Annotated in this window: 27 protein-coding genes; 7 read left to right on the top strand and 20 right to left on the bottom strand. The window is 41.6% G+C overall.

The genetic code is table 11. The features are described 5' to 3' along the window. Positions 1–161: 161 nt before the first annotated feature. Together BXY41_RS12210 and BXY41_RS12215 are read right to left on the bottom strand one after the other, a co-directional pair. Positions 162–2,729 (bottom strand): PEP/pyruvate-binding domain-containing protein, encoded by a 2,568-nt coding sequence (locus BXY41_RS12210; RefSeq protein ID WP_104437137.1) that lies wholly within the window; start codon positions 2,727–2,729, stop codon positions 162–164. Then, positions 2,722–3,333 (bottom strand): TetR/AcrR family transcriptional regulator, encoded by a 612-nt coding sequence (locus BXY41_RS12215; protein ID WP_104437138.1) that lies wholly within the window; start codon positions 3,331–3,333, stop codon positions 2,722–2,724. The genes BXY41_RS12210 and BXY41_RS12215 overlap by 8 nt, the downstream gene beginning before the upstream one ends. Before the next feature lie 224 nt (positions 3,334–3,557). Between BXY41_RS12215 and BXY41_RS12220 the strand changes: the two genes are divergently transcribed. Beyond that, complete coding sequence (locus BXY41_RS12220) at positions 3,558–4,334, top strand: creatininase family protein (RefSeq protein ID WP_104437139.1); 777 nt, start codon at positions 3,558–3,560, stop codon at positions 4,332–4,334. 75 nt (positions 4,335–4,409) lie between these two features. Here BXY41_RS12220 and BXY41_RS12225 read toward each other — a convergent pair whose 3' ends face one another. From BXY41_RS12225 to BXY41_RS12235, 3 genes are all read right to left on the bottom strand, one after another. After that, positions 4,410–4,997: a TetR/AcrR family transcriptional regulator gene (locus BXY41_RS12225; protein WP_104437140.1), complete on the bottom strand. Its 588-nt coding sequence runs from the start codon at positions 4,995–4,997 to the stop codon at positions 4,410–4,412. Between the two features lie 55 nt (positions 4,998–5,052). After that, positions 5,053–5,859, bottom strand: coding sequence for a nitroreductase family protein (locus tag BXY41_RS12230; RefSeq protein WP_104437141.1), 807 nt, complete (start codon positions 5,857–5,859; stop codon positions 5,053–5,055). A gap of 100 nt (positions 5,860–5,959) precedes the next feature. Continuing rightward, a complete protein-coding gene (locus BXY41_RS12235; protein WP_104437142.1) occupies positions 5,960–6,595 on the bottom strand; it encodes an MBL fold metallo-hydrolase in 636 nt (211 codons plus the stop codon). 72 nt (positions 6,596–6,667) lie between these two features. On the opposite strand from BXY41_RS12235, the gene BXY41_RS12240 reads away from it, so the two are divergent. The 3 genes from BXY41_RS12240 (at position 6,668) to BXY41_RS12250 (ending at position 8,469) form a co-directional block, all read left to right on the top strand. Further along, complete coding sequence (locus BXY41_RS12240; RefSeq protein ID WP_242980184.1) at positions 6,668–7,264, top strand: DUF1697 domain-containing protein; 597 nt, start codon at positions 6,668–6,670, stop codon at positions 7,262–7,264. A gap of 102 nt (positions 7,265–7,366) precedes the next feature. Beyond that, positions 7,367–7,726: an ArsR/SmtB family transcription factor gene (locus tag BXY41_RS12245; protein ID WP_146088574.1), complete on the top strand. Its 360-nt coding sequence runs from the start codon at positions 7,367–7,369 to the stop codon at positions 7,724–7,726. Next, positions 7,723–8,469: an EFR1 family ferrodoxin gene (locus BXY41_RS12250; protein WP_104437144.1), complete on the top strand. Its 747-nt coding sequence runs from the start codon at positions 7,723–7,725 to the stop codon at positions 8,467–8,469. Before BXY41_RS12245 ends, BXY41_RS12250 begins: the two co-directional genes overlap by 4 nt. 94 nt (positions 8,470–8,563) lie before the next feature. Here BXY41_RS12250 and BXY41_RS12255 read toward each other — a convergent pair whose 3' ends face one another. The 3 genes from BXY41_RS12255 to hypB are packed head-to-tail and all read right to left on the bottom strand — an operon-like array spanning position 8,564 to position 12,339. Further along, positions 8,564–8,905: a hydrogenase maturation nickel metallochaperone HypA gene (locus tag BXY41_RS12255; protein ID WP_104437145.1), complete on the bottom strand. Its 342-nt coding sequence runs from the start codon at positions 8,903–8,905 to the stop codon at positions 8,564–8,566. A 19-nt stretch (positions 8,906–8,924) separates the two neighbouring features. Continuing rightward, on the bottom strand, positions 8,925–11,615 hold the full coding sequence (locus BXY41_RS12260; RefSeq protein WP_104437146.1) for an FAD-dependent oxidoreductase: 2,691 nt from the start codon (positions 11,613–11,615) through the stop codon (positions 8,925–8,927). A gap of 55 nt (positions 11,616–11,670) precedes the next feature. Next, positions 11,671–12,339, bottom strand: coding sequence for a hydrogenase nickel incorporation protein HypB (hypB, locus tag BXY41_RS12265; RefSeq protein ID WP_104437147.1), 669 nt, complete (start codon positions 12,337–12,339; stop codon positions 11,671–11,673). A gap of 244 nt (positions 12,340–12,583) precedes the next feature. Between hypB and BXY41_RS12270 the strand changes: the two genes are divergently transcribed. Next, complete coding sequence (locus tag BXY41_RS12270) at positions 12,584–13,285, top strand: FadR/GntR family transcriptional regulator (RefSeq protein WP_104437148.1); 702 nt, start codon at positions 12,584–12,586, stop codon at positions 13,283–13,285. A gap of 632 nt (positions 13,286–13,917) precedes the next feature. Here the strand turns inward: BXY41_RS12270 and BXY41_RS12280 are convergent. From BXY41_RS12280 to BXY41_RS12300, 5 genes are read right to left on the bottom strand one after another with little or no spacing between them, the layout of a single operon-like run. Continuing rightward, the gene (locus BXY41_RS12280) at positions 13,918–14,466 is read right to left on the bottom strand and encodes a nitroreductase family protein (protein ID WP_104437150.1); all 549 of its coding nucleotides are present in this window, start codon (positions 14,464–14,466) and stop codon (positions 13,918–13,920) included. 15 nt (positions 14,467–14,481) lie between these two features. After that, positions 14,482–15,282, bottom strand: a complete 801-nt coding sequence (locus tag BXY41_RS12285; protein ID WP_104437151.1) for an ABC transporter ATP-binding protein — start codon at positions 15,280–15,282, stop codon at positions 14,482–14,484. Positions 15,283–15,313: 31 nt separating this feature from the next. Beyond that, positions 15,314–16,360: a FecCD family ABC transporter permease gene (locus BXY41_RS12290; RefSeq protein WP_104437152.1), complete on the bottom strand. Its 1,047-nt coding sequence runs from the start codon at positions 16,358–16,360 to the stop codon at positions 15,314–15,316. 11 nt (positions 16,361–16,371) lie between these two features. Continuing rightward, positions 16,372–17,388: a FecCD family ABC transporter permease gene (locus BXY41_RS12295; RefSeq protein ID WP_104437153.1), complete on the bottom strand. Its 1,017-nt coding sequence runs from the start codon at positions 17,386–17,388 to the stop codon at positions 16,372–16,374. A gap of 5 nt (positions 17,389–17,393) precedes the next feature. Continuing rightward, positions 17,394–18,347: an ABC transporter substrate-binding protein gene (locus BXY41_RS12300; protein WP_104437154.1), complete on the bottom strand. Its 954-nt coding sequence runs from the start codon at positions 18,345–18,347 to the stop codon at positions 17,394–17,396. Between the two features lie 246 nt (positions 18,348–18,593). Between BXY41_RS12300 and BXY41_RS12305 the strand changes: the two genes are divergently transcribed. Both BXY41_RS12305 and BXY41_RS12310 read left to right on the top strand, forming a co-directional pair. Beyond that, complete coding sequence (locus tag BXY41_RS12305) at positions 18,594–19,499, top strand: AraC family transcriptional regulator (protein ID WP_104437155.1); 906 nt, start codon at positions 18,594–18,596, stop codon at positions 19,497–19,499. Between the two features lie 86 nt (positions 19,500–19,585). Further along, positions 19,586–20,482, top strand: a complete 897-nt coding sequence (locus BXY41_RS12310) for an AraC family transcriptional regulator (protein WP_104437156.1) — start codon at positions 19,586–19,588, stop codon at positions 20,480–20,482. A 74-nt stretch (positions 20,483–20,556) separates the two neighbouring features. On the opposite strand, the gene BXY41_RS12315 is transcribed toward BXY41_RS12310, so the two are convergent. The 7 genes from BXY41_RS12315 to BXY41_RS12345 all read right to left on the bottom strand — a co-directional run bounded on the left by BXY41_RS12315 (position 20,557) and on the right by BXY41_RS12345 (position 25,712). After that, positions 20,557–20,973, bottom strand: a complete 417-nt coding sequence (locus BXY41_RS12315) for an arsenate reductase ArsC (protein ID WP_104437157.1) — start codon at positions 20,971–20,973, stop codon at positions 20,557–20,559. Between the two features lie 20 nt (positions 20,974–20,993). Continuing rightward, positions 20,994–22,730, bottom strand: a complete 1,737-nt coding sequence (arsA, locus tag BXY41_RS12320; RefSeq protein WP_104437397.1) for an arsenical pump-driving ATPase — start codon at positions 22,728–22,730, stop codon at positions 20,994–20,996. After that, positions 22,730–23,119, bottom strand: a complete 390-nt coding sequence (gene arsD / locus BXY41_RS12325; protein ID WP_104437158.1) for an arsenite efflux transporter metallochaperone ArsD — start codon at positions 23,117–23,119, stop codon at positions 22,730–22,732. Before arsD ends, arsA begins: the two co-directional genes overlap by 1 nt. A gap of 24 nt (positions 23,120–23,143) precedes the next feature. Then, the gene (gene arsB / locus BXY41_RS12330) at positions 23,144–24,193 is read right to left on the bottom strand and encodes an ACR3 family arsenite efflux transporter (protein ID WP_104437159.1); all 1,050 of its coding nucleotides are present in this window, start codon (positions 24,191–24,193) and stop codon (positions 23,144–23,146) included. Beyond that, entirely contained in the window at positions 24,190–24,552 is a 363-nt protein-coding gene (locus BXY41_RS12335; RefSeq protein ID WP_104437160.1) for an ArsR/SmtB family transcription factor, read from the bottom strand. The genes arsB and BXY41_RS12335 overlap by 4 nt, the downstream gene beginning before the upstream one ends. An 84-nt stretch (positions 24,553–24,636) precedes the next feature. Beyond that, positions 24,637–24,969, bottom strand: a complete 333-nt coding sequence (locus tag BXY41_RS12340; RefSeq protein WP_104437161.1) for an ArsR/SmtB family transcription factor — start codon at positions 24,967–24,969, stop codon at positions 24,637–24,639. Between the two features lie 212 nt (positions 24,970–25,181). Continuing rightward, positions 25,182–25,712 carry a PTS sugar transporter subunit IIA gene (locus BXY41_RS12345; RefSeq protein ID WP_104437162.1) on the bottom strand — a complete coding sequence of 177 codons (531 nt, stop codon included), beginning with the start codon at positions 25,710–25,712 and terminating at the stop codon, positions 25,182–25,184. Positions 25,713–25,724: the final 12 nt, after the last annotated feature.

A 25,724-nucleotide genomic window follows, 5' to 3' on the forward strand; every position in this document is an offset into this window, starting at 1 on the left:
TAAATATGGGAAGACTTAGAAAAGTCGGCCTGCGATTGCGGGAGCAAGGGGGAATTGATTTTAGTTTAACATATTTTTTTGCAATCTGAAAGAAGACTTTTATTATTTTAATTCGTATTTTTACCAATTATAACGGTTTTAACCAAATGAAATAGCCTTTACTATCCGCTGATGGTCACCGTCCCCGCTGCTCCATCCACCGTTATCATCTGACCGCTCTGGATCGTTCGTGTTGCGTTGTGAGCAGCCATGACTGCGGGAATTCCATATTCCCGGGCAACAATACTTGAATGGCTGAGCGGGCCGCCAATATCCGTTACAATGGCACTTGCCAGAGAAAACAATGGTGTCCATGCCGGAGTCGTGGTTACGGCGATTAATACGCTTCCAGGCTTAAAGCCTTCAAAGTCTGCAGGGCTGTGCACGACACAGGCTGGCGCTGTAACAACGCCGGTGCTGGTGCCTATTCCCTTCAATATAATTTTCCCATCTTTTCGGTTCTGCGGCACATGTAACAAAGTATTTTCATTTTTCTCCGGCAATCTGGAGGGAGGTACATAACCCTGGAATTTCTTGAATTCTGCCTTTCTGGCGGGTATTCCCCCTTTCAGATCTGTTAAAAGCATATTTTTATCCAACTGAATTACCAGTGCATCCAATTCTGATTTTGTAAGCCAGTATATATCCTCCAATTGTAGAATGGCTCCGCCTCCCATAAGGCGTTTTGAAATCTCCCTGAACATACTTCGAATCAGCGGATGCCCCAAACCCATCAGATATATCGCATCTTCACGCATGGGAGCCGTTTCCTGCGCCCAGTTAAGCAGCTTTAAAAATAGTTTTTTGCGGGTGCCATCTATCAGCTTTAATGTGGCATCTTCTGCCTGTTTCCTCTGTTTTTCATATACTGACTGGCGTAAAAAAGGGCTGTCCCCTTTCCCTTCCATAAAGGATTTTATGGATTCCAGAGTTGGGGTAAGCATTTCCTGAGGTGTTGGATAGGAAAAATCAAATTCATACGCGGTGCGGCCATATTCTTTAAAATACAGATTGATTCGGTTTTTCCATTCCCCCCATACTTCCTCAGTGACTCCTGCTGGTACAGCTGGGGACATGGTATCTCTCTCTATATTTATTGTGGAATTGTTTTGCAGATAATGATTGAGGGAGTTATTTTTCTTTGCCCATTCCGAGATCTTCCATAGATTCTTTTCCGATTGCAGAGAAATAGTATCAAAACCAAGCAGGAAAACAGAAGTATTTGTTATACCGGCCCGGCGTACTGTTCCAGTAAATAATTTTGTAAATAACGCTTCACTGAGGGAAGCAGCGGGCAGAGTAAGCTGGATTCTTGTAAAATAAGTACATGCCGCGAAAAATACAGACTGAATTCCCTCCATCAATTGATGGGCGCTCATCCCATGCAAAGGTTTTTCTTCCCATTCTTTTACCACTGTGCCAAATTCTTTCCCCGCTGCTTTCCAACGAGGGATACTGTTGGTCAGCGTCTTTCGCAGGGCGCGGGGAGAAAGTGATTTTGCAGCAATCAGTAGCGGTTTTGATTTTGCAGAGAGATAGACATATCCATTGATCACTGTATATGCACCGTTCCGCGGCAGCAGTTTTTTTGCGCTCTTATCAAACATATCAGCCCATAAAAGTGCAGATGCACGGTTAATGATTCCAAGACCAAGCGTGGCAAACAAAGGTGTGACAGGATTTGGCAGGTGTTCTGCCAGACTCCCCTTTGTGTATATCACATCTTTTTCCGGCAGCACCCACTCCGGCGGCAGGACCGTAATCGGACGAGCCTGGACAATATACAATTTGTCTTTTTCCATTGCCCACTCTACATCCATGGGCATTTCATAATACGTTTCAATTTTCTTTCCAAGCTGTGCCAGCCGCACAACCTGATCCCCGGTCAGTGTATGTTTTTTCCTTAACTTTGCAGGAGTTGAAACTTCTTCCGTTCCATTTGAGGTGCGAACCGTCATGATCTCTTTATAAGCTGCCTTATATGAAACAATTCGTCCGGTATTCTTATCCACAATGATGGTATCTGGTGTCACTAAGCTGGATACCACCGCCTCACCAAGCCCCCAGGCCGCATTAATGACCATCTCCCTGCGTCTGCCATTAATAGGATTTTGAGTAAACATAACGCCTGCTCCATGGGAAAACACCAGCTTCTGCACTACGACAGCAATTGAAACCTGCTCCTGTTTTATATTGTTCTTCATGCGGTAAGCAATCGCGCGGGCTGTCCACAGAGAAGCCCAGCACCGCTTTACAGCATCAAGGACCTGGGACTCTCCCAGTATATTAAGATAGGTATCCTGCTGTCCTGCAAAAGAAGCCTCCGGCAAATCTTCGGCAGTTGCAGAGGAACGAACAGCAACTGGAATGCTTCCTAATCCGGCATAAGCTGATTGAATCGCTGCTGTCACTTCCTCTGGCATTTTTCCTCTATGAAAAAGCAACCCGATCTGGGCAGATGCAGCTTCCAACTGTGCGGAATCAGTAAAATGAATTTCCTCCAGCATTTTATTAATGTAAGGCTGAATATGGTTGATTTCAACAAAGTGACGGTAAGAAGCTGTCGTTACATGAAAACCATCTGGTACAGAAATTCCCGCCGTCAGAAGTTTTGATAAAGACATACCTTTTCCGCCAACCATTTCAATAGACGCTTTCGTTTGCGCAAGGGGAAGTGTGTATTCAATCATAATCCTTCCCCCCATTCATAATTCCGTGCAGAAATATATTCATTGTTTCATCCAGCATTTTTTCCATACTGGCAGATGGCCGGGACGTGTAGACAATTGCAATAACGGAATTTAGTAGTAAACGTGTCATAAGAGCTGCATCAGTCCTGCGAAAAACGCCTGCATACACTCCGTTTTCGATCACCGATTGAATACTATCCTGATATTTATAACGTGCAGCTTTCAGCCTGTTTCGATAACCTTCCTCTAAATATTCAGATTCCGCATTTAACCACATCAGCACAGAACGATACTGTTTTGGAACGGTAAGATGATTCAGCATGATTTTTCTTAGGCACTGCTCTGGAGATGATTCCTCAGAAATAATTTTGTGTATGATTTGTAAGTTCTCTTCTATTACCTTCTCAAATGCATATACAACAATCTCATCTTTGGTTTTGAAATAATCGTACAAACTGGACTTTCCCATGTTTGCTGAAACTGCAATTTCCCGCATCGATGTTTTCTGGAATCCATTTTCGGCTATAAGCCGCAAAGCAACACCAGTAATTTCTTCCCTACGCGCTTCCTGCTGCTGGGCTGAAAGCATAATACCTTTTGGCATGTGATAATACCTCCTTTTAGCGACCATTGGTCGCTTCTCATCTGTCTATTATATAGCGACTACCGGTCGCTTGTAAAGGATAATTTATTTTTTTAAACTATGTCTGTGCACTCACTATAAACTTTGATAGCTTTATCTAATAGTTTTACCAGAGTTATATTTAAGATATCTGCTTTACATCACCTGTGTTATAATCAGCTTAATCTAATGCGGAGGAGATTAAAATGAATCAGAGAATACCTTACGGAATCCAGAAAGATTTTTATATATTCAAAGATACTATGGTAGAAATGACCTGGAAGGAAGTACAGGCAGGGGCAGACTGTAGATCTATTGTTTTACTTCCATTAGGAATTGTGGAAAGCCACGGTCCTCATATGGATCTCTCTGCGGATTTCTATTTAAGTACACTGTTATGTCGTTTTTTAAAACAGGAGCTTTATGAAAAAGGGATTGAAGCACTTATTGCGCCTCCTGTGTACTGGGGGATCAGTAAAGAAACGGCCGGATTTGCTGGTACTTTTTCTATTCGTCCTGAGATTATGAAAGGATTGTTAACTGATATTTTACTATCGCTGAAAAACTGGGGTTTTAGACGGGTATTTATTCAGAATGCCCATGGAGATTCTGAACATATCCAGATAATTAGAGAGGCCATGGCTGCCGCAAACCAATCCTTGGATTTCAAGGTCTACTTTATGTGGGAATTAAATATTGAGGTGAATAATAATGTTGTATTCCCTCCGTTCCGTGAAGACCGGTTCAATCCTGACTATCATGCCGGTTCCATTGAGACTGCTCAGATGGTCACTTTTTTTCCTGATAAAGTTCGCGTTGATGTGGCAAAAACGTTGCTTCCCCAGGATTCTTTTAAACCCTTTGCTTACTGCGGCGATCCAGCCAGCTACGATTTAGAAATTAATATAGGAGAAACGGCATATGCAGATACTAAACTGGACAGCATTAAGATTGAAGCGATTTTAGAACGTGACGGGAGATAAAAGATGTATAATCTTATTTTATGTTTAAAAAAGAAGATCTTAGCGGACAATAAATTCCGTTAAGGTCTTCTATTTTTATTTATTCTGAATCTTTAGTAATTGAAGGAAATTATCTGCTAAATGGTTTAACTTATCCCTGCTTGTTGAAGTCCTGGTATATACCCGGATACCAAGTAATGTACAATGCAGAATTTCTCCCAATGCTTCCGCACTTAAACCGCATGAGAATTCACCGGACTCCTGTCCTTTTCGGACTAAATCTCCCATAAGCTTTTCTGATCGGGCGAATACAGCTTCTATCTTCTCTTCTACCTCTTTATCCCTGAGAGCCAGCTCAGTGGCAGCGTTTACGATAAAGCACCCCCATGGTCTCTCATTTGTGCCATGAATCATGATATCAAAGATACTTTTAATGCCCTCATTTGCAGTATCTGCCTGTGATATCACAGTTTTTAATCTCTCAGAGATACTGACACTATAGTAATCGATAGCCTTTAGATACAGCGCATGCTTGTCCCCAAACGTGTCATACAGACTTTTTCGATGAATCCCCATGTACTCTACCAGATCGCTCATAGAAGTTTTTTCATATCCCTGTTTCCAAAACAATTCCATCGCTTTCTGGAGAACCGCTTCTTCTTCAAATTCCTTGTTTCGCCCCATCTGATCACCTCCCAATATTAATATGGTAACATTTATTGAACCGGCGGCTTCCTGTCTATTCCTGATAAAATGTAACGGATACCGGCTGTCTTTCTGTAAAACGTTTGTAGCTATACTTGGGATATCCTACCATGACACAACCTGTAATCTGTTTTTCTTCCGGTATATTTAGTAGCTTTAGCATAGGAGAACCTTCACTTCGTGCACAAATTTCCAATAATCCTGCCCAGCAAGATCCCAGATCCAGAGAAGGCGCAAATAATTCAAGATAAGTTAAAGAGAAAATGGAGTTTTCTCTGCCATGAGAAAAGTTTTTATCCGCTAATGCCAGTATAATACTGGGAGCGCCTCTTAAAATTGTATCTACCTTATTTTCTCTGTATCCCTTTGTTATTCCATTCAGTATTTTACCATAAATTTCATGATTTTCAACCCAGTTTACATATTCTTCTACTATCGCTTCAATCTTTTCCTTATCGTCTATAATCATGTATGAAATTCCTTGTGTATTGCTGGCAGTGGGCGCTAAACTGGCCACCTCAACCAGCTGAAGCAACTTTTCTCTTTCCACTGGTTTATCCTTATAGGAACGTATGGAACGACGTGTCCGGATAAAATTCTTAGCTTCCTGTGGGCTTAATTTGGACATATGTCCAATAGCACTTTGCTGTGCAAGGGGTGATTTCACGTTGTCCATGGCATCCTTGGGACAAATGGCAACACAATGACCACAGGCAATGCAGCCATCCGGGTTCACTTCTACCGGACCAGATGACTCCATTTTTATAATTGCTTTTGGACATTCCTCTGCACATAACCCGCATTTAATACAGCTTTCTTCATTTACAGTTATTAGACCCATTTTAATCTGCTCCTTATGATATATTTTACGGTTTCAAATTATAGAACGATCGTTCTTAATTCGTCCTAAGTATATCTTTTCTAGAATGATTAGTCAAGTATTATTTTACCCATGTCCGGTTTTCTACTGCATCCCCATGCCCGAAATAAATCATGAGTCTGCCCATATTGGTAATTCTCTTTGCACTCTTTTGCATTTGTACATAATCTTCATACAATAACGAAATTCCCGGTGTAAAAAAATTCATTAATGCATCACCAGCCAACAGACTCTGGTCTCTCAGCTTTATTCCAATGGATCCCTGAGTGTGTCCAGGCAATTCGATTATCTCTCCATCGATTCCATATTTCAGCAGTTGATCCCCCTCCTTTAGCATAACGTCTGGCATAAAAGTTGGGATTTTTGCGTATTTTGCACTCATAACTGAGAATAATCTTATTATATTGCCTGGAAATCCTTTTGATTTCATTACACGGCATAAATTATTCTTTATTAGCGCTACATCTTTTTCGTGCATGGCGATAGGAACCTGCAGTTGATTTGCAAGATATGCTGCGTTTTGTATATGATCAATGTGACCATGAGTAAGTATGATAAGTGTTACGTTTTTTCCTTTGCACGCATTTAATATTTTTTGTTCATTTCCCTTTAATCCCGTATCTACAAGGATTGATGAATCATTTTCTGAAACAAGATAACAATTTGATCCTGCTTTAATTTTTACAATATCATACATATAAGTTTGCTCCCTTCACCCCAACTGCAAAACCAGTTATTTTAATATGGTAAGATTAATTATACATGTGATATGATGTTTTTATCAATGATACATTTTAAGCAAAAACCGAGAAAGGATATGCTAATGCAAAAATATATTGCCTTGTTACGCGGAATAAACGTTGGCGGTAAAAATAAAATATCAATGCCAGAATTAAAAAAGATGTTTGAAGCTTGTGGGTATGAAGATGTTATCACCTATATCAACAGTGGAAATGTTATTTTCTCCAGTAAACAGGAAGATAAAGAAGAAATTAAAAAGATCTGTGAATCTGCAATTGCCAGCCAATTTAGTCTAAACATCATTGTTACAATCATATCAGCGAAAGATTTATCCGCTGCCCTGTGCAATGCACCTGCCTGGTGGGATCACGATGAACAATCAAAGCATAATACAATATTTGTCATACCTCCCGCCACTGCAGAGGAGATTATCCATGAGGTTGGCATTGCCAAAGAGGAATATGAACAGGTGAGTTATTACGGACAGGTAATATTCTGGTCAGCACCCATAAAAACATTTTCTAAAACAAGGTGGTCAAAGATCGTAGGAAAGTCAGCATATAATAGTGTCACAATCAGAAATGCAAATACAGCTAAAAAGCTATTACAGCTTTCGGGTATGTAAAGGTCTGATAACCATCTCGATTTTCTTTACAAATGAACTTTCTTCTGATAATTGTGATATATTATTAATTGTTCAAGTTTTTAAACAGTTTGGAGGTGCCATGTGAAAGATACGTTGGAGGATATTGAACGATTAGAGGCCGAGTTTCATTCCTGTCAAAAGGTGTTAACTGCATTTGGTGATGAAATGCGGCAGCATATACTTTGTATGATGTTAAAAAGCGAGTGTTCCGGAAGCCGGGTTATAGAGATCGCCCAAAAAACAAATCTGTCCAGACCCGCGGTTTCACATCATATGCAGATTCTAAAAAATTCAGGTATCGTAAAATCAAGAAAAGAAGGGACCTGCATTTATTACTATCTTGATCCTGATGATAATACACTTGGGAATCTGATTACTTTATTTTCAGATATTAAAAAAATTATGGAAGACGTGCCGGATCGGAGTGGTGAATTAATATGATTCTTTATTTTACAGGAACAGGAAATAGTTTTTATATAGCAAAAAAATTATCACAAGCATTACAGGACGAATTATTGTGCATAAATGACAGAATTAAGAAAAATGACGTTACAAGGGTAGAATCACATAAACCACTTGTGTTTGTCTTACCAACCTATGCGTGGAGAATTCCTAAAGTTGTTGAAGAGTGGATTAACCGAACAGAGTTCTCACCAAATACAGATGCTTATTTTGTCATGAATTGTGGCAGCGATATTGGAAATGCGGAAAAGTATCTGATAAGACTTTGTCAAACTAAGACGTTCTCTTTTAAGGGTGTAAAGGAGATCATAATGCCAGAAAATTACATTGCTCTTTACAATGCCCCGGAAGCCCCAGAGGCAAAACGTATCATTCAGCATGCTGAGCCAGCCATTGAGGATTGTGTGAATGTAATTTTACATAATTCTATCTTTGAGAAACGACCCCCATCTGCTGCTGACAGGATTAAGAGCTCCATTACCAATCCTGTGTTTTATAGTTTTGTAGTAAAAGCGGATAAATTTAAAGCAGATGATAAATGTATCGGTTGCGGCAAGTGCAAGGTGGTATGCCCTTTGAACAATATTGAATTAAAAGAAAACAAGCCTGTCTGGGGTAACAATTGCACGCACTGCATGGCTTGTATCTGTAAATGTCCGGTTGAAGCGATAGAATATGGTAAAAACAGCCCAGGGAAACCACGTTATCAATGTCCTTTATAAAAATTAGAATAACAAAAACAGACATTTTCTAAATGAAATACCATGACAGGTAAATTTTCATTGTAGAAAACGTCTGTTTTTTCAATGTGAATCTTTAGCAGCACACGATCTCTTTAATTATCATGTCATCACCCTCTAAAATCTCCATATCACTGCTGCCGCAGTCAGGACAGGATAAATCACTGTAAACAGCATTGAATACTCTGCCGCACCCTTTGCACTTTACAATACCTGGAATGACAATAAGCTCCAGCTCTGTCTTTTCCATAAAGGTCTTATAGGAGGCAGCTGGCCAGCTCTGCTCTAAGTATCTGGGAACAATACCGGAAAGCTCGCCTACTTCAATGACAAGTTTGCTGACCTCTGTCACGTTCTGCTCTTTTACAATACGCTCAATGGTATGTACCATAGAGTTTAGTACACCAAGTTCATGCATGTTACCTCTCCTCTTCTGTTCAGCTTCTGTTGATGACGCTTTCTTTGAGAGTTGTGGCAGCAATCTTTCCAGTACGTACAATTGCATTTGTTGCGATCTTGACAGGAAGTTTTTCATAGGTATTGGGAACTGTATCATAAGTACGTTCCAGACTGATTGCATCAAATTTACATTTGGTCGTACATAAGCCGCATCCAATACACTTGTAACTGTCGATTTCTACTGTACCGCAGCCAAGGCAGCGTTCCGTCTCTTTCTTTAACTGTTCCTCTGTAAAAGTCATTCGTTCATCCTGGAATGTACCTTTTTTCTCAGGTGAATGGCCCGGTCTCTGACGGGGTGTCATATCAAAATCCTGTATCCCGATAGCAATGTTATTCTTGTCAAATGCGTGATATTCACGGCGGTCACGACCAAATACAAGAGACTGACCAGGCTGTACATAACGGTGAATGGAAATGGCACCTTCTTTTCCCGATGCAATGGCATGGATTGCGAATTTAGGACCGGTGAAGCAGTCTCCGCCTACAAACACGTCAGGCTCTGCTGTCTGTAATGTGAGGCTGTCGGCGTATGCGTTACCGCCTCGTCCCAGTTCCACCCTGCTGCCGGAAAGTAGTCCGCCCCATTCTATGGACTGACCAACGGAAAGCAGTACAAAATCAGCTTTTACAACAATGGTATCATTCTCATCATACTTCGGCGCAAAACGATGGTCTGCGTCAAAGACGCTGGTGCATCGTTTAAATTCCACTCCGGTTACCTTACTATCTTCCGTCAGAATACCCTTGGGTCCCCAGCCATTGTGGAAGGATACGCCGTCTTTTTTCGCCTCTTCAATTTCCTCTGGTAATGCCGGCATTTCACCAGGACTTTCCAGACAGTAAAGATGAATCTCTTCTGCCCCCTGTCTTTTTGCGGTACGGGCCACGTCAATGGCTACATTTCCACCACCGATCACAACTACATTACCGGATAATTCTGACTTTCTTCCAAGATTCACATTACGCAGGAAATCAACACCGGAAATAACACCCTGGCCTTCTTCCCCTTCAATACCAAGACGTCTGCCGCCCTGTGCTCCGATTGCCAGATAAAACGCTTCATATCCTTCTTCACGAAGCTGGTTCAGGGTAATATCTTTTCCAACTTCAACTCCCGTTTTGAAGGAAACTCCCATTTCCCGCAAAACATCAATTTCAGCATTAAGAACCTCTTTCTCCAGACGGAAAGAAGGAATACCAAGAGTTAACATACCGCCCAGTTTTTCTTCCTTTTCAAATACAGTTACCTTGTATCCGTCAATTGCCAGGTAATAAGCACAGGAAAGTCCGGAAGGACCAGAACCAACCACAGCGATTTTATTGCCCAGATTATAACGCATGGGCGGAATATAGCGAACCGATTCATCCAGTTCTTTATCCGCAATAAATTTTTTAATTTCATCAATGGAAACCGGTTCATCAATGTCTCCGCGGGTACATTCACTTTCGCAGCCATGGGGGCAGATCCGCCCGCAGACAGCTGGAAATGGATTCTCTTTTTTAATCAGCTCCAATGCTTCCCGGTAACGTCCGGAAGCAGCAAGCTTTATGTATCCCTGTACGGAAATATGTGCCGGACAGGCAGTCTTACATGGAGAAGTACCTTCTTCTGAAACATCTCTCCGGTTCTCCCGGTAATCCACATTCCAGTTGCTTTTTTTCCAGATATGGTCGCGGGCAGTCGGTTCTGCCTTTATGGTGACAGGTGTTTTGGAGCAGAGCTTTTGGCCAAGTGTTAACGCATTCACGGGGCAGTTCTCCACACACTGTCCGCAGGCCACACAATTTTCCTTCTTAACCCTGGCGGTAAAATTGGAACGTATGGAATCCGGGGTATTAAACAACGTTGCAAGACGCAGGGAAAAGCATGCGCAGCCACAGCAGTTGCAGATTGCCGCTGATTCTCCCAGTCCGTCGGTATGGGGCATTTCATGCATCAGGCCGTTATTTTCTGCGAATTTGATAATTTCCTTTGCTTCTTCCCGGGTAATCTGGCGGCCTCTGCCTGTCTTAATATAATATTCAGCACCTTCTCCCATCTGAATGCAGATATCTTTTTCCAGGTGACCGCAGCCCTCTTCAATCACACGGCGTGACTGGCGGCAGGAGCAGTCAGATACGGAAAATGTATCATACTTATCCAGATAGTAGGAAAGATGTTCCCATGGTTTTGTACCTTTAATATTCTTGATGGCTTCTTCCACAGGAATTACACGCATCATCGCCATTCCCTGAGGGAATTTGGCGGCCATGGGCGCAAGACGCAGCCTGGTGTATTCTTCAAACGCTTTTCCGATTTCCGGGTGTTGGTTTAGCTGTTCCCGGTTATTTACCATCATCTCCAACATGCCGGGAGCAAAGATATTTACAAAATAACGGTCTTTCTGATCTTCCTTATCTTTCCATACTTTGGCAACACCGGTGTAAGCCAGCTGTTCTAAAAGTGCCTTTGTTTCTTTCTTGCTTTTTCCGGAACGTTTTGCTATGTACTCGAAGGTACGGGGTTTGCGCAGTCCAATAATCATGGCAATATCAGCCATGTCATCGGTTACTACACAGTCCAGTGAATAGTATTCGGGAGAATTTTCATCGATTTTGTTCATGACTCCTGCAATACCGCCCACCATCTTAGCGAGCTTTACTATTTTCGGTCTTAATTCACTCATAATTCCCTTTCCCGCGCTTATATGGCGCTTTCAAAGTTTTTATCTATCTTATTTGTTATTCACACCAGGATTTTACCGCATTATGGAGCCAGTCGGTCCACTCTTTTATTCCTTCCTCTTTCAGTGCGCTGATGGGAATAATTATTGCATTTGGATTACGCAGGCGGATATTCTCTTTGCATTTTTCCAGATCAAAATTAAAATACGGCAATACATCCATCTTATTGATCAGTACCACATCGCAGATGGAAAACATGAGAGGATATTTTAATGGCTTATCATCTCCTTCCGGTACCGAAAGGATCATGGCATTTTTTACTGCACCGGTATCAAATTCAGCCGGGCATACCAGGTTGCCCACATTCTCTAAAATTACAAGGTCTAGACCGTCAGGATCAAGGCCCTCCAGTCCCTGGCGGGTCATTTGCGCATCCAGATGACACATTCCTCCTGTATGAAGCTGAATGGCTTTTGCACCAGTCTGTGATATGGTCCGGGCATCTACGTCAGAATCAATATCTGCTTCCATAACACCAATCCTTAAGTCGTCCTTTAAACCATTAATGGTACGAACCAGAGTGGTTGTCTTACCTGCGCCGGGACTGGACATCAGATTAAGAAGAAATACCTTTTTCTCTTTTAATTCTTCCCGAAGCTTTCCAGCCTGTAAGTTGTTGTCTGCAAAGACACTTGTTTTTATTTCCAGAACTTTAAAATCTTTCACGTGCCGCGCTCCCTTCTTTTTATTTGTTCCTCTGCTGTCCTTTTAACCAAAAGGTGCATGGTGGTTTCTTATAAGTATACTGGTTCAGTCATAACAATATTATTATAAAATATTCTCAGTGTACTGGCAATAATGCAAAAAATAACTGTGATAATCACATATAAATTTGTTGAATTTTAGTAAGAATGTATGATAAAATAGTGTCAATCTCTGGTATGACCAGAGCCAGAATAAGGGGGAGAATATGGAATTTCAGAAACTGAGTGCGTTAAGCTTAAAAGAAATGTTTATTCATCAGATCCGTGATTTAATTTTATCTGGACAAATGCCGGTTGGAAGCCGACTGCCTTCGGAAAGGGAAATTGCTAGACAGATGCAGGTGAGCCGTGCCGTTGTTAACAGTGGATTTTCCGAACTTGAAAAACAGGGCTTTTTAGAAGTCCATCCAAGGCAGGGTGTTTTTGTTGCAGACTACGGGAAGAACGGTAATATCAATACCCTGAATGCCATTATGGAATATCACGGAGATACCCTTGGTCAGGGTGAAATATACTCAATTATTGAAGTGCGGCGGGCATTGGAACATCTGGCAACTGATTCAATTGTAAAAAATTCATCAAATGAAGATATTCTGGGTCTGGAAGGTTTGCTGGAAGAGGTTGCAGCTGCAAAAACTATTGATGATACGGTTCTTGCCACCTTTTCTTTTCATCACAAACTTTCGGTTATCAGCGGGAACAGTATTATTCCTTTGATTTACATATCCTTTAAACCTGTTGTGACTCAGCTTTGGAAACGTTTCTGTCTGAAATACGGGAAAGAAGCGCTCTATGACAGCGTACTTTGTTTGTATAAATGTATGAAAGAACGAGATGCTTTAGCCGCGAGGAGGTGCACAGACAAACAGCTGAATGAAGCACTGGAAGGCGGGCATCAGATTTTTTAATCGACTCATTTAAAAGGCAGGACCGTTGCCGGTTGCCTGCCTTAAATTCTTTACTAAACTGTGTTATTGTTAAAACTGTCAACAATTACAACGATAATGTTATTGCTAAAGTTATCACTGAAGTTATTGCTAAAGTTATTATTTAAATTATCGATTATATTATCGTTTAAATTATCGATTATATTATCGTTGAAATTATCGTTGAAATTATCATTAAAGTTATCGTTGAAGTTATTATTAAAGTCATCATCAGATTCTGATGAACACCTGCAACCAGGCCTGCGCCCCCTATCGGAACCATTCTGTGAAGCTTCTCTGAATCGGCGTTCACACCATTCACGATTTTCATCACGATTAGACTCGAAACTACGTCTACAACATGCACATCTACAGCAACACATATAAATCACTCCTTTCTAAGTAGGATACACTATATTTTATGCTGGAGTTAGACAAGTCGTGATTATCGATACTTTACCGATATTATTCCCCCATTGTTCAGCCCGTTTTCATTGGCATTTAGCACCTTCATACACTTGTATAACCCCCTTAACTTTCACTAAAAAAGAACACAAGGCTTTTATTCCCTGTGCTCATATGGTTTCTTAAATTGTCTGAAACAGTCAATCCATTCATGCTTTAACATATGTTGTTCTGGATGCTGCACTTTTACGAAAACGTTCCGTTGGCTTTTTATCAAAATACCCACAAAGAAGAACTCCTGCCAATTTTTCATCAGGTTTCAGTACAAGACTTTTACTGATTTGAGGAGCGTACATATAGGATTGTGTTTTCCATACAACACCAATCTCCTTTTCCCAGGCTGCTAATTGAAAATTCTGAATCAATGCACTCACTGATGCAGAAACCTCATCCATAATCTTCTGATTGCGGTCCAGTTTTCCCACCACTGCAATGGCGACAGGAACCGTACGAAGATACGTTTTAAGCTTCTCTCCATATTCTTTTCTTTCCGGCAGAGAAAGTGCCTGAAGAATCATATCTATTAACCGCTCCATTCCATTTTCTGAAAAAACAATAAACCTCCACGGCTCAGGTATCCCATGATATGGCGCCCAGACAGAAGTTTCCAACAGCTCTGTTATGGTATCAAGAGATACTTTTTTATCATTGAATTCACGAATGGTACACCGTTCACGAATTATTTCACTTACAGTCATAAAGCAAAACCTCCTTTAATCAGTTTTTTCCGGCATCCTGTACGGCACACAAAGCAGTATGCCATCACGGGGATCCTTAAGAATTTCAGCATCAACGCCAAAGATATCCTTAAGCATTTGTTTGTTCATAATATCCTTTGGCGTCCCAACACACATTGGTGTCCCATGCCTGATTGCAATGATATTATGTGCATAGCGCGTCGCCTGATTTAAATCATGAACCACCATTACAATTGTTCTATGCTGCTCCTGGTTTAATTTTTTAAGGAGTTCAAGTACATCCAGCTGATGAGACATATCCAAAAATGTGGTAGGTTCGTCCAGGAATAGTATCTCCGTCTGCTGGGCAAGAGCCATGGCAATCCATACCCTCTGCCGTTGCCCACCGGAGAGCTCATCAACAAAACGGCTTTCCAGCTCTAAGGTATTCGTAGTTTTCATTGCCCAGGTGATTATTTCCCGGTCCTCATCTGTTATATTTTTAAAACCTGTCTTGTGGGGGAAACGCCCGAAGCTTACCAGGTCAAATACTGTCAATCCCTCCGGAGCCATAGGGTTTTGCGGCAGGAAGGCTAATTTCTTAGACACTTCCTTAACGGATTGGGTTTGAATTGATTTTCCATCTAAAAGCACCTGCCCGCTTTGGGGGGACAATAGTCTGGCAATGGTACGCAGGATTGTTGATTTTCCTGACCCATTGGCGCCGACCAGCGCAGTAATTTTTCCCGTCGGGATCTGCACATTGAGGTTTTCGACTACCACTGTTTTGTCATAGGAAATGCAGAGCTGCTCCGTCTTAATTCTATATTCGTTCACGCTTTTATCCTCCTGTATTTATGCAATTACTTTAACTCCCCTCTCTCTTTGCTGTTCGCAGCAGAAGATAAAGAAAGTAAGGAGCCCCTATTACAGAGACTACAATCCCGGTTGGCATTTCGGAAGGGAGAAACATACTTCTTCCGATGGTATCGGCTATAAGAACCAGCAAGCCGCCCACCAGTGCCGTAACCGGCAGAAGACGTTTGTGAACAGCCCCCACCAGTCTGCGTGATATATGAGTACTGAGCAATCCGACAAAACCTATATTACCGCCTGCCGCCACACAGGATCCGGCAAGAATTACAGAAAAGAGTATTGCAATCCCCTGCCGCTTCCGGACCGAAACCCCTAAACTAGCAGCCATGGAATCCCCTAATGGCAGAACATCAAGCGTGGAAGCCTGTGACAAAACAATTATAATAGATACTGTCACAAGGGGCAGCAATGTCACTACATAGGGCCACGTCACTCCCCATAGACTGCCAGCCATCCAATAGGCATAGGTCTGATATTCCTGCGGATTCAGTGACAAAGTAATTATGGTTGTAATGGCCTGAATTCCAAAATTTAAAGCAATACCAGTCAGCAGGAGCCGTGTGGAGGAGAGTCCTTTATTCCCATTTCTGGCAAGAAGATAGATTGTAAACGCCGCACCGATTGATCCCACCCAGGAAAGAATGGACATTCCGGCTGGTGATGGAGAATTCTTTGCAAAACCAGCTATGTATACCAGGACCACCAGCCCTGCTCCGGCATTGATTCCTAATATACCGGGATCCGCCATGGGATTACGGGTGACACTCTGAAGAATACAACCAGATACTGCCAGTCCTGCTCCCACCAGAACTGAGATTATAATACGCGGCATTCTTAATTGAAACACCAGGAAACTCTCCTTTACAGTCCCCTGATTTAACAAAGCCGGAATTACCCGCTGAAAGGGCAAATGAATCGTCCCTGTCTGTACCCCAAGAAAGAATACCACAAGGAACAGCAGAAACAGGCTGAATATAACAACAACAGCTCTTTTCTTCGCTTTCGCCTCTGCCGAAAAAACATATTTTTTCTCTTGCATATCGTATCCCCTCACCCCTTCTTGCGTGCAAGCAATAGAAAAAACGGTACTCCTATTGCTGCAATAATAGCCGCTGCAGGTATTTCATGGGGCGGGTTGATACTCCTTGCCCCTAAGTCGGCGAGCACCACAAGAAGGGCACCCAGGGTGGCAGAACATGGAATCAACGCCCTATAATCAGTTCCTACAAGCTTTCTTGTAATATGAGGAATAACTATGCCGATAAAGCCTATATTTCCCACCATAGCAACAGATGACCCCGCAAGCAGCGTAACAGTGAGAAAGCAAAGCAGTTTCACGGTTTTTGTATTGATCCCCAGACTTGCAGCAATATCCTCGCCCATGCTCAGTGCCGTAATTGAGGGGGACAGCATCACAGACATTGCCATTGCCAGTACAAAACAGATGCCCACAATGATCACCTGGTTCCATCTGGCACCGGCAAGCCCGCCGGCATACCAGAATGCCAGATCCTGTCCAATCCCGCTGCGTATAATAAGACCTTCACTGAGAGCAGTCAGAAACGTGGTGATTGCGGTGCCGATAAGAATAATCTGAAGCGAATTTGTTTTTGTCAGCAGATTGATACCAATTACCATCGCCATGCCCATGCCGGCTCCAAGAAAGGACATAAATGCGATACCAGTAAATGACAGCGACGGCATGAAGACAAAGCAAACTGCAATCATGATCCCGGCACCTGCATTAATTCCAAGGATTCCTGAATCCGCAAGGGGATTTCTGGTAATCGCCTGCATAATCGCACCGCAGACAGCAAAGCCTGCACCAATCATTGCACCGCCAAGAACCCGTGGAAATCGAAGCTCGTGCATAATCTGATGGGATAAATTATTTTTATCAAAAGAAATGATACTGCTCCATATCGTCTTGCTGTCAATATCTGCCACCCCATACCTTATTGAAAATATCATAATTCCAAGCAGCAGAAAAATACCGGGAATGATAACCACAGCAGCAGGCACACGGCCTTTTACATAAGTTGGCGTTTTCTTTTTATTCATCGCCATATGGATTACCTTAACATCATATCTTCGATATTATCAAGACGAATATTCAGGGCAATGGGATCAGAGCTTGCAAACCAGATATTGGCGTCCACAATCGCTGTGTTTTCTTTCTTTACTGCCTCCAGGCTTTGCCATACTGCAGATTTCTTTAGTTCTGCATATGCCTGCTGGCTTGTTTCATCGGGGCGGACAGCCAGTATTAAGTAATCCATATCAAGCTGCGGCAAAGCCTCCATGGAAATCGTTGCATTCCAGCCGTCTCCAAAATCAACTACACCCTCACTGGCAGATGACCAACTCATATCACGGTAAAGATCTTTAAAATAGACCGAAGCAGGATTGAGAATTTGCAGCTCCTTGCCCTGTACGCGCATGTAAGCAACCTTTGCTCCCTGTGGATACTTCTCCTTTATCTCCTGCTGCAGCTTAGAAATGCGCTCATCATATTCTTTCTGCAGTGCAAAAGCAGTCTCCTCTTTTCCTACCAGCTGGGCTACGGTATGAAAGGTCGCCCAGTCATCGGTCGCTGACTCTAATAAAACGGTAGGGGCAATTGCTGACAGCAATTCATATTGCTCCTTGTGAACTGATGCTATTCCAATAATTAAATCAGGCTCCAGTTCCATCAATGCTTCCAGATTAAGTGAATCGGTTTCACCAAGATCAACCGAACCAGCCAGATTACTTTTAATATAATCCGGGAATCCGCTCTGAGTTGCAGTGCCCACTGGAATCGTATCCAGCGCAGCCAGATAGCCGGTAATACCAATCAGGGCGGAGGCGATTCGTTTTGGGTTGGCTGGTATTTCTACCGGTCCCATAGCCGTTTCAACCATAACTTTATCAACTGCGGCGCCTGTAGTTTCGTCTGTTTCCGATGTCTGTTTGCTGTTCGCGCAGCCGGATAAACACGCTACAACAAGAATAAAACAGAAAACCAGGGAAAATATGCGTTTCATATGTATACTCCATTCTATGCATTCCAGAGTGTTAGTCTTCGCTAACCTTTCGCTATTTTAGCATAGACTAACCGGATCGTCAATCAATTATTATTTGCTCTTTTGAAGACTATATTAAAGCAGTATGCCCACAAACATTGCTTCCAGATCTCTTTCAAATATGGTATCCTCAATAAAAAGCATGCACAGTCAAGCGGTATCCCTGACAGACATGGTATACTGCAGGAAAAAAGGAGGTGCTTAAATATGCACGCATGGGAACAAATACAACAAACAGTCAATTATATTGAAGATCATTTAAATGAGGATATTAATATTGAGGATCTGGCAAAAACAGCTTGTCTGTCTCCGTTCTATTATCAACGCTTATTTAGCCGCCTTGTCAAAAAACCGGTCGCTGAGTATATCAAACTCCGCCGTGTGGCAAAGGCAGCAGACTGCTTACTCCAATCAGACATAAGAATCCTGGATATTGCATTAGAGCTTGGATTTACCTCTCACGAACACTTTTCCCGCACATTTAAAAACACCTTTGGTCTGACTCCAGATGAGTACCGCAAAAACCCACAGACTCTCAACCGTATGACAAAACCCCAGCTTCTGCTTCACTACACACTGGTAGATGAGGAAGTGCCGCTGATTACCGATGGTATTGTTCTGGAAATACACAGAGAAGAACTGAAAGAACCAGTTCATTATATGGGGTTAATAAAGGATGTACCAATCCATCATATAGACGGTCTCGGAACAGAGTCCGGAATAGATCCGCTTGCCTCACTTTGGGATGACTTCCATAAACAAAAAACTGTATTGACCTGTGTTTCTGAGGAAAAAGAGGAAATTGGGGTCGCATACTCCAGTTTAAAAGAAGGGTATTTTAGCTATTTTGCCGGTATGCCTTATGAGCACGCAGAAATTCCAAGCGCTTTTAAGAGCTGGGAATTACCTGCTGGAGAATATATTATCTGCTCTTTTGAAGCCGAGAGTTTTGAAGCACTTGTTGTGGATGCGCTTTATAAAGCCCAGCATTATATTTATAATACATGGCTTCCTAAACACAAATTGCAGACTGATGCTTTCTGCGCGGAACGCTATGCAAGCCATTCACCTGATACAACAAATATGGAGATCTGGCTTAGAAATCTCATCTGAACTGGTTTTAGCAAAACAGGAACAGCAAACCCCAAAAATAGTTGATATAATACAGTTACCGTACGGAGGAAAGGCAAGGAGATTATTTGGAATATAGTAAGACAATCGAACAAAGCATACACTTTATTGAAAGAAATATAAAAGAAGAATTGACAGCGGAACAAATATCACAGCAGGCGGGATATTCCGTATTTCATTTTTGCAGAATTTTTGCTGTCAGTCAAGGGATTCCACTTATGGAATTCGTCCGTAAAAAGCGATTATTGCTTTCCCGTGCAGACCTTCTTATTAGTAAAAAGATTATAGAAGTTGCACTTGATTACGGATTCGAAACTGCAAGCGGATATTCAAAAGCGTTTCGTAAAGAATTCGGTTATAGCCCTACTACCTATATTTCCAGAATGAGCGGCTGTGATGTGAAAGAAATTATAACAAATTTAGGGGGTATTATTATGAATCCTGTTATTATAAGAAAACCAGCTTTTCTGGTTGCTGGCTATGGAATTAACACAAGTATTGCAGAAAATTATACAAAGGATATCGCTGCATATTGGGATACCTATGATGGAGAAAATCTGGAAAGTAAAATGTATCAACAATTAAATCCGCCCAATCATGGGGAAGTTGGAATCTGTGTGCCTAACTCAGAAAATGGCAGCGCTGTTTATTTATTGGGTGTTATTGTTGATGACTTTGAAAAAGTAACTCCGGATATGATGACCATTACTGTACCGGAAGCAGAATATGCTGTTTTTACAACACCACCTGTTAAAGAAATTCTTGCAGCCCAGACAGAAGATCATGATCCGTTTTCAACCGCTATAAAACAGACATGGAAATACATTTTCAACGAATGGTTTCCTTCCAGCAATTATGAATTCGATGAAACAAAGATGGATTTTGAATTTTATGATGAGCGCTGCCATGAGACCAAAGATGCGGTAATGGAAATTTATGTACCTGTTATTCGCAAATCCATCTGACAGATCAAGTCTCTTATTTATTGAGTACTAACAAAAAGTGGGCTGCCTGTTGTTTCTAAGCCGCCCACTTTTTATTATAGCATCTGATTTTTCAGCCTGTTTCTTAAATCTAAGATTTTATTCTCGATTATCCCAATGGTTTTCTCAAAAGCACCATCGTCTTTCCCTGAAGGATCATCTAATCCCCAGTCCTCTCTTATTTTACAGGGAAGAACCGGGCATTTCACATTGCATCCCATGGTAATTACCACATCAGGACCTGGTATCTCATCTATTAACTTACTTTTCTGTGATGCCTCCATATCAATTCCATATATCTTTTTCATTAACCGGACTGCATCCTGATTGATCTGATCTTTTAATTGGGTTCCTGCCGAATAGCTTTCAAACACATCACTGGCAAGATGCTTTCCTAACGCTTCTGCTATCTGGCTTCGGCAGGAGTTGTGTACACAAACGAAGGCAACTTTCGTTTTATGATCTTTATTCATATCACTTTCACCTCTTTTATCTACAGCAGATATAAACTCTCGTCTTTTATTTCATCCGGTCTCCAGCTGATCACTGCAAAATTTCCATTGGAGTGGGCATCCACCTTATTAATCCATTGAATTTCATTACTGGCTTTTGCTGACAGCAAATGATTCGTGGTACCGGTACGGTAAAGGGATGAATTAATAACCCACCACTTTGCGGCAATGCCCGCCCGCTTTAAATCCGCCTCCAGACGCAGAGCTTCATATACCGGGGTAGTTTCAGCAAGAGTGACTATAATAACTTCTGTCTCACTTTTATTTCTTAATCTTGGAAGCAGTTTTATGGCTGAATCGGGAACATCACCCTGGGAGCGTTTTATCTCCTGGTTATAGCTTTGGGTTGAATCCAGAAGTAATAACGTATGGCCAGTGGGTGCGGTATCAATCACTACAATCTGGTCTTCTGCCCTGTCAACAATATCCGCAAAGGCTCTGAATACCGCTATTTCCTGGGTACAGGGGGATCTTAAATCTTCTTCTATATATGCAAGATCCTCCTCTGACATCGTTTCCCTGGCTTTATTAAGTACTTCCTGCTGATATTTCTTTAACTCCTCTTTTTCATCAATATGGCTCATTGTAATGTTATCCGTTTCGCTCATAACAAACTTAAGATGAGCAGCCGGATCAGTTGTCGTCAGATGTACTTTTTTCCCTCTCTCTGCCAGACCAAGTGCAACAGATGCGGCTATTGTTGTTTTCCCCACACCCCCTTTTCCCATGGTAAATATGACTTTTTTCCCAGATAAGTATAAGTCGTCTATTACATCTTTCAGCCCTGGTATCATATCCGCATTGACTTTATCCCCGCTGACAACATCACTGTCTTTTTTCAGTAAGGCTCTTACGTTTTCCAATCCGGTTATGGGATAGGATCTGAGAGGTATGAAACGGCATTTCAGATTCATAAGTTCTTCTGGCATACCGGATAGCGCTGCCTGTTGTTTTTTATATAAGCTTTCTGAAATGGTATCATCATATCCCGTCAATAATCCGTTTATGATCAATTTCTGGTTTTTTACTCCAATATCTTTGAGTTCATAAGAGGCTCTCGCAGCTTCTTTTAACGGAGTCACCTCAGGTCTTGATACCAGAATTAAGGTTGTAAGAGCTCCATCAGATAATGTTTTCACAGCCTTTTTATAGATTTCCCTTTTGCTTTCCAGACCGGACAGCTGCCCTAAACAGGAAGCACCGTGGGTATTTTCACTGATAAAGCTGCTCCAGGCTGATGGGAGCTGGAGCATCCTTAATGTGTGCCCCGTAGGTGCGGTATCAAAGATAATAGAATCAAATTCATCCTGAATTTGTTCATCTGTAATAAACTTTGAAAACTCATTAAAAGCTGCAATTTCAACTGTGCAGGAGCCAGACATCTGTTCCTCCATATTTTTCAGGACAGCGTCCGGCAGCTGACCCCGATAAGGGGCAATTACACTTTCCCGGTACTCTGCAGCTGCCTCTATGGGATCTAAGTTGGCTACCACAAGACCAGGCACGCCAGCAATTGGGACGCCTTTATTGTTCAATTCTGTTTCAAATACATCCTGGAGATTGGAGGCCGGGTCCGTGCTGATCAGCAGCACCCTTTTTCCTGAATCAGCAAGGGATACCGCTGTGGCACAGGCTGCTGAAGTCTTTCCCACTCCGCCTTTTCCAGTAAAAAAAAGATATTTTGTAAATACTTCTTTTTCTATATTGAACGTTTCCACTAACAGCAACAACCCCCTCCAGAGCAGCCGCAGCCTTTTGATTTCTCAGTCTCTGCGCCACCTGCAATTTTGCCAACAAAATGTTCCGGAACATCCAGCAATTTTATAAACTCTTCATTTGATGGATATCTGCCGGTTATCGCTATATTTCCATCTACTGTAATAACTGGTAAACCATCTACGCCTTTTTCTCTGATAAAATCATTTACTGTTTTATTTGTCACAAATTCCTGGGGGGCATTTGTAAGATTAAAACGTCCCACCTGTACTCCGTTATTTTTTAACGTATTCAGTACCGTGGAAATCCTTAATAATTCCGGATCAACGGAAACTCCGCAAAGTCCTGTTGAGCAGCACATAGCTGGTTCAAATATCTCCATTTTTTTCATATTCTGATACTTCCTTTTCTAATATTATTTTGTTTCAAACCAATGAGTTGTTTTATTTGCAATCTTAACAAGTATGAGCATAATCGGTACCTCGGTTAAAACACCAACTACGGTGGCAAGTGCTGCCGGGGAATCCATGCCGAACAGGGCTATGGCAACAGCAACTGCCAGCTCAAAGAAATTGGAAGCGCCGATCATGCCCGCCGGAGCTGCTATATTATGAGGAAGCTTAAGCACTTTTGCGGCAAGATACGCAAGGAAGAAAATTAAAAATGTCTGTATGGTCAGCGGCACTGCTATGAGTAATATGTGCAGAGGATTATTTAAAATAACATCACCCTGGAAAGAGAATAAAAGTACAAGCATCAGCAGCAATCCGGCAATTGTTGCATGATCGAACCTGGGAAGAAACTGATTTTCAAAATAATCTCTTCCTTTTTTCTTACTGATATACATCCTTGTTAAGACACCTGCCGCTAAAGGTACCACAACAAATAAGACGACTGATAAAATCAGAGTATCCCAGGGGACAGATACCTTACTCACTCCAAGCAAAAATTTGACAATGGGTACGAAGGCAATTAAAATAATCAAGTCATTGGTTGCAACCTGCACCACGGTGTAGGCCGGGTTCCCTTTCGTCAGCTGGCTCCATACAAAAACCATGGCTGTACAAGGAGCTGCTCCTAATAAAACGGCACCGGCTAAATATTCTTTTCCCAGATTTGCAGGAATCAATCCTTTAAATACAACGTAGAAAAAGAAAGAAGCAATTGCAAACATGGTAAATGGTTTGATTAACCAGTTTGTAATCCACGTTACATATAATCCTTTGGGATTTTTCCCCACATACTTCACACTTTCAAAATCCACCTTCATCATCATTGGGTAAATCATAATCCAGATTAATATGGCTGTAGGAATCGATACATTGGCATATTCAAACTGACTGAAAAATCCAGGTATCGCGGGAAGAAATTTTCCGATTAATACGCCTGCAACCATACACAGGGCTACCCATATGGTTAAATATCTTTGGAAAAAACCAATCTCTGCTGATTTTTCTTTCTTCATTCTTCCTCTCCCTCCTGAGTTATTTTTGAATTGGCGCAGACATCAACGGTTTTGTACTTCTCGCATTGACTGCGGTCGGACTCATAGGTCGGTAATTCAACTATCTTTTTCTGCAGATACTCCCACAGCTCTTTATGTTCCTCTTTAAAACTGTCGCTGATTCCAAAATATGCCCATTGTGCCTTCTTATAACCGTATAAAATCCCGCAGTTTTTCAGTACCGTCAGATGTCTGGATGCGTTAGACTGTGTCATATTCAGACAAATTTCTATCTCACAGACACACATTTCCCGTTCCATCAGCAGAGTCAGGATTCGCAGCCTGCTTTCCTCAGACAGTGCCTTAAAAATATCTGTCAAACTATCACTCCTTTCTTAGTTAATATCTATATGAGCATATATGCATATACTATGCGGCATGAATTGGTATGTTACAAAAAAACATCAGTCCATCTGGTCATTCGCCGCATCGCATTTCGTATGTTTACAGATACAGTCTTCCTGTTCTGTAGAAATATTGGTCCAGTAATTTTTAATCTTTTCAATTAACTGGGTATTATTGCTGTAATGCATCCAGGATCCTTCTTTACGGCCTATTACAAGCCCGCATTCTGTGAGTATCTTCATGTGATAAGATAATGTGGGCTGTGTAATCTCAAAAGATTCCAGTATATTACATGCACAAAGTTCACCACAGGATAACATTTCCATAATTTTAAGCCTTGTTGTATCACCTAATGCTTTAAATACTGACGCATAATCTGCATACTGATCCATTGTCTTCTCCTTTTTATATGCTCAGAATTTATGATATAGATATTTATCTATGTCTTAATTATAAAAACATATTGATATTTGTCAATATGTTTTTATGTAATTCCTATATAATTTTATTTACGTACAAAAAGCGCAGGCAGCTCCATGAAAGCTTCCCGCGCTTTTGTGGTTATAATGTATTATCTATCTCTGTTAATACTCCCCAGAAGTTATTACAGAAAATTAAAGATTTGTTCCAAAGGCTCAACTGAACCTGTCTTCGGCTGGCTCATCGTCCCCATCAAAGCGGCATTGGGCACCAGAACCATAGTGGTTGTCTGATAACCTTTCTCTTTAATCTTAGCACAATCGAATTCTACCAGCAGCTCCCCTGCTTTCACATGATCTCCCTGTTTTACCAAAGCATGAAAACCATCACCTTCCAGTTGTACTGTATCGATGCCGATATGAAGCAATACTTCCATTCCATCCCCGGTTGTCATACCAATTGCATGTCCGGTTGGAAATACAGATACAATCTCACCATCAACCGGAGCATATAACTTTCCTTCTTCTGGTTCGATGCCAACGCCTGGTCCCATCACTTCTTCTGCAAATACCGGATCGCTTACGTTAGATAGGGGGATTACAGTTCCCTTTAAAGGGCTGTAAATTGTTTTTGGTTCACAGGTTATGCTCTTAATAACAGGAGTATCTGATTCTTTTTTCTCTTTGTTACCAAATAAATTATCTAAAAATCCCATTCGCTCAGTCCT

The sequence above is a fragment of the Lacrimispora xylanisolvens genome, from assembly GCF_002934545.1.
Classification (GTDB): Bacteria; Bacillota; Clostridia; order Lachnospirales; family Lachnospiraceae; genus Lacrimispora; species Lacrimispora xylanisolvens.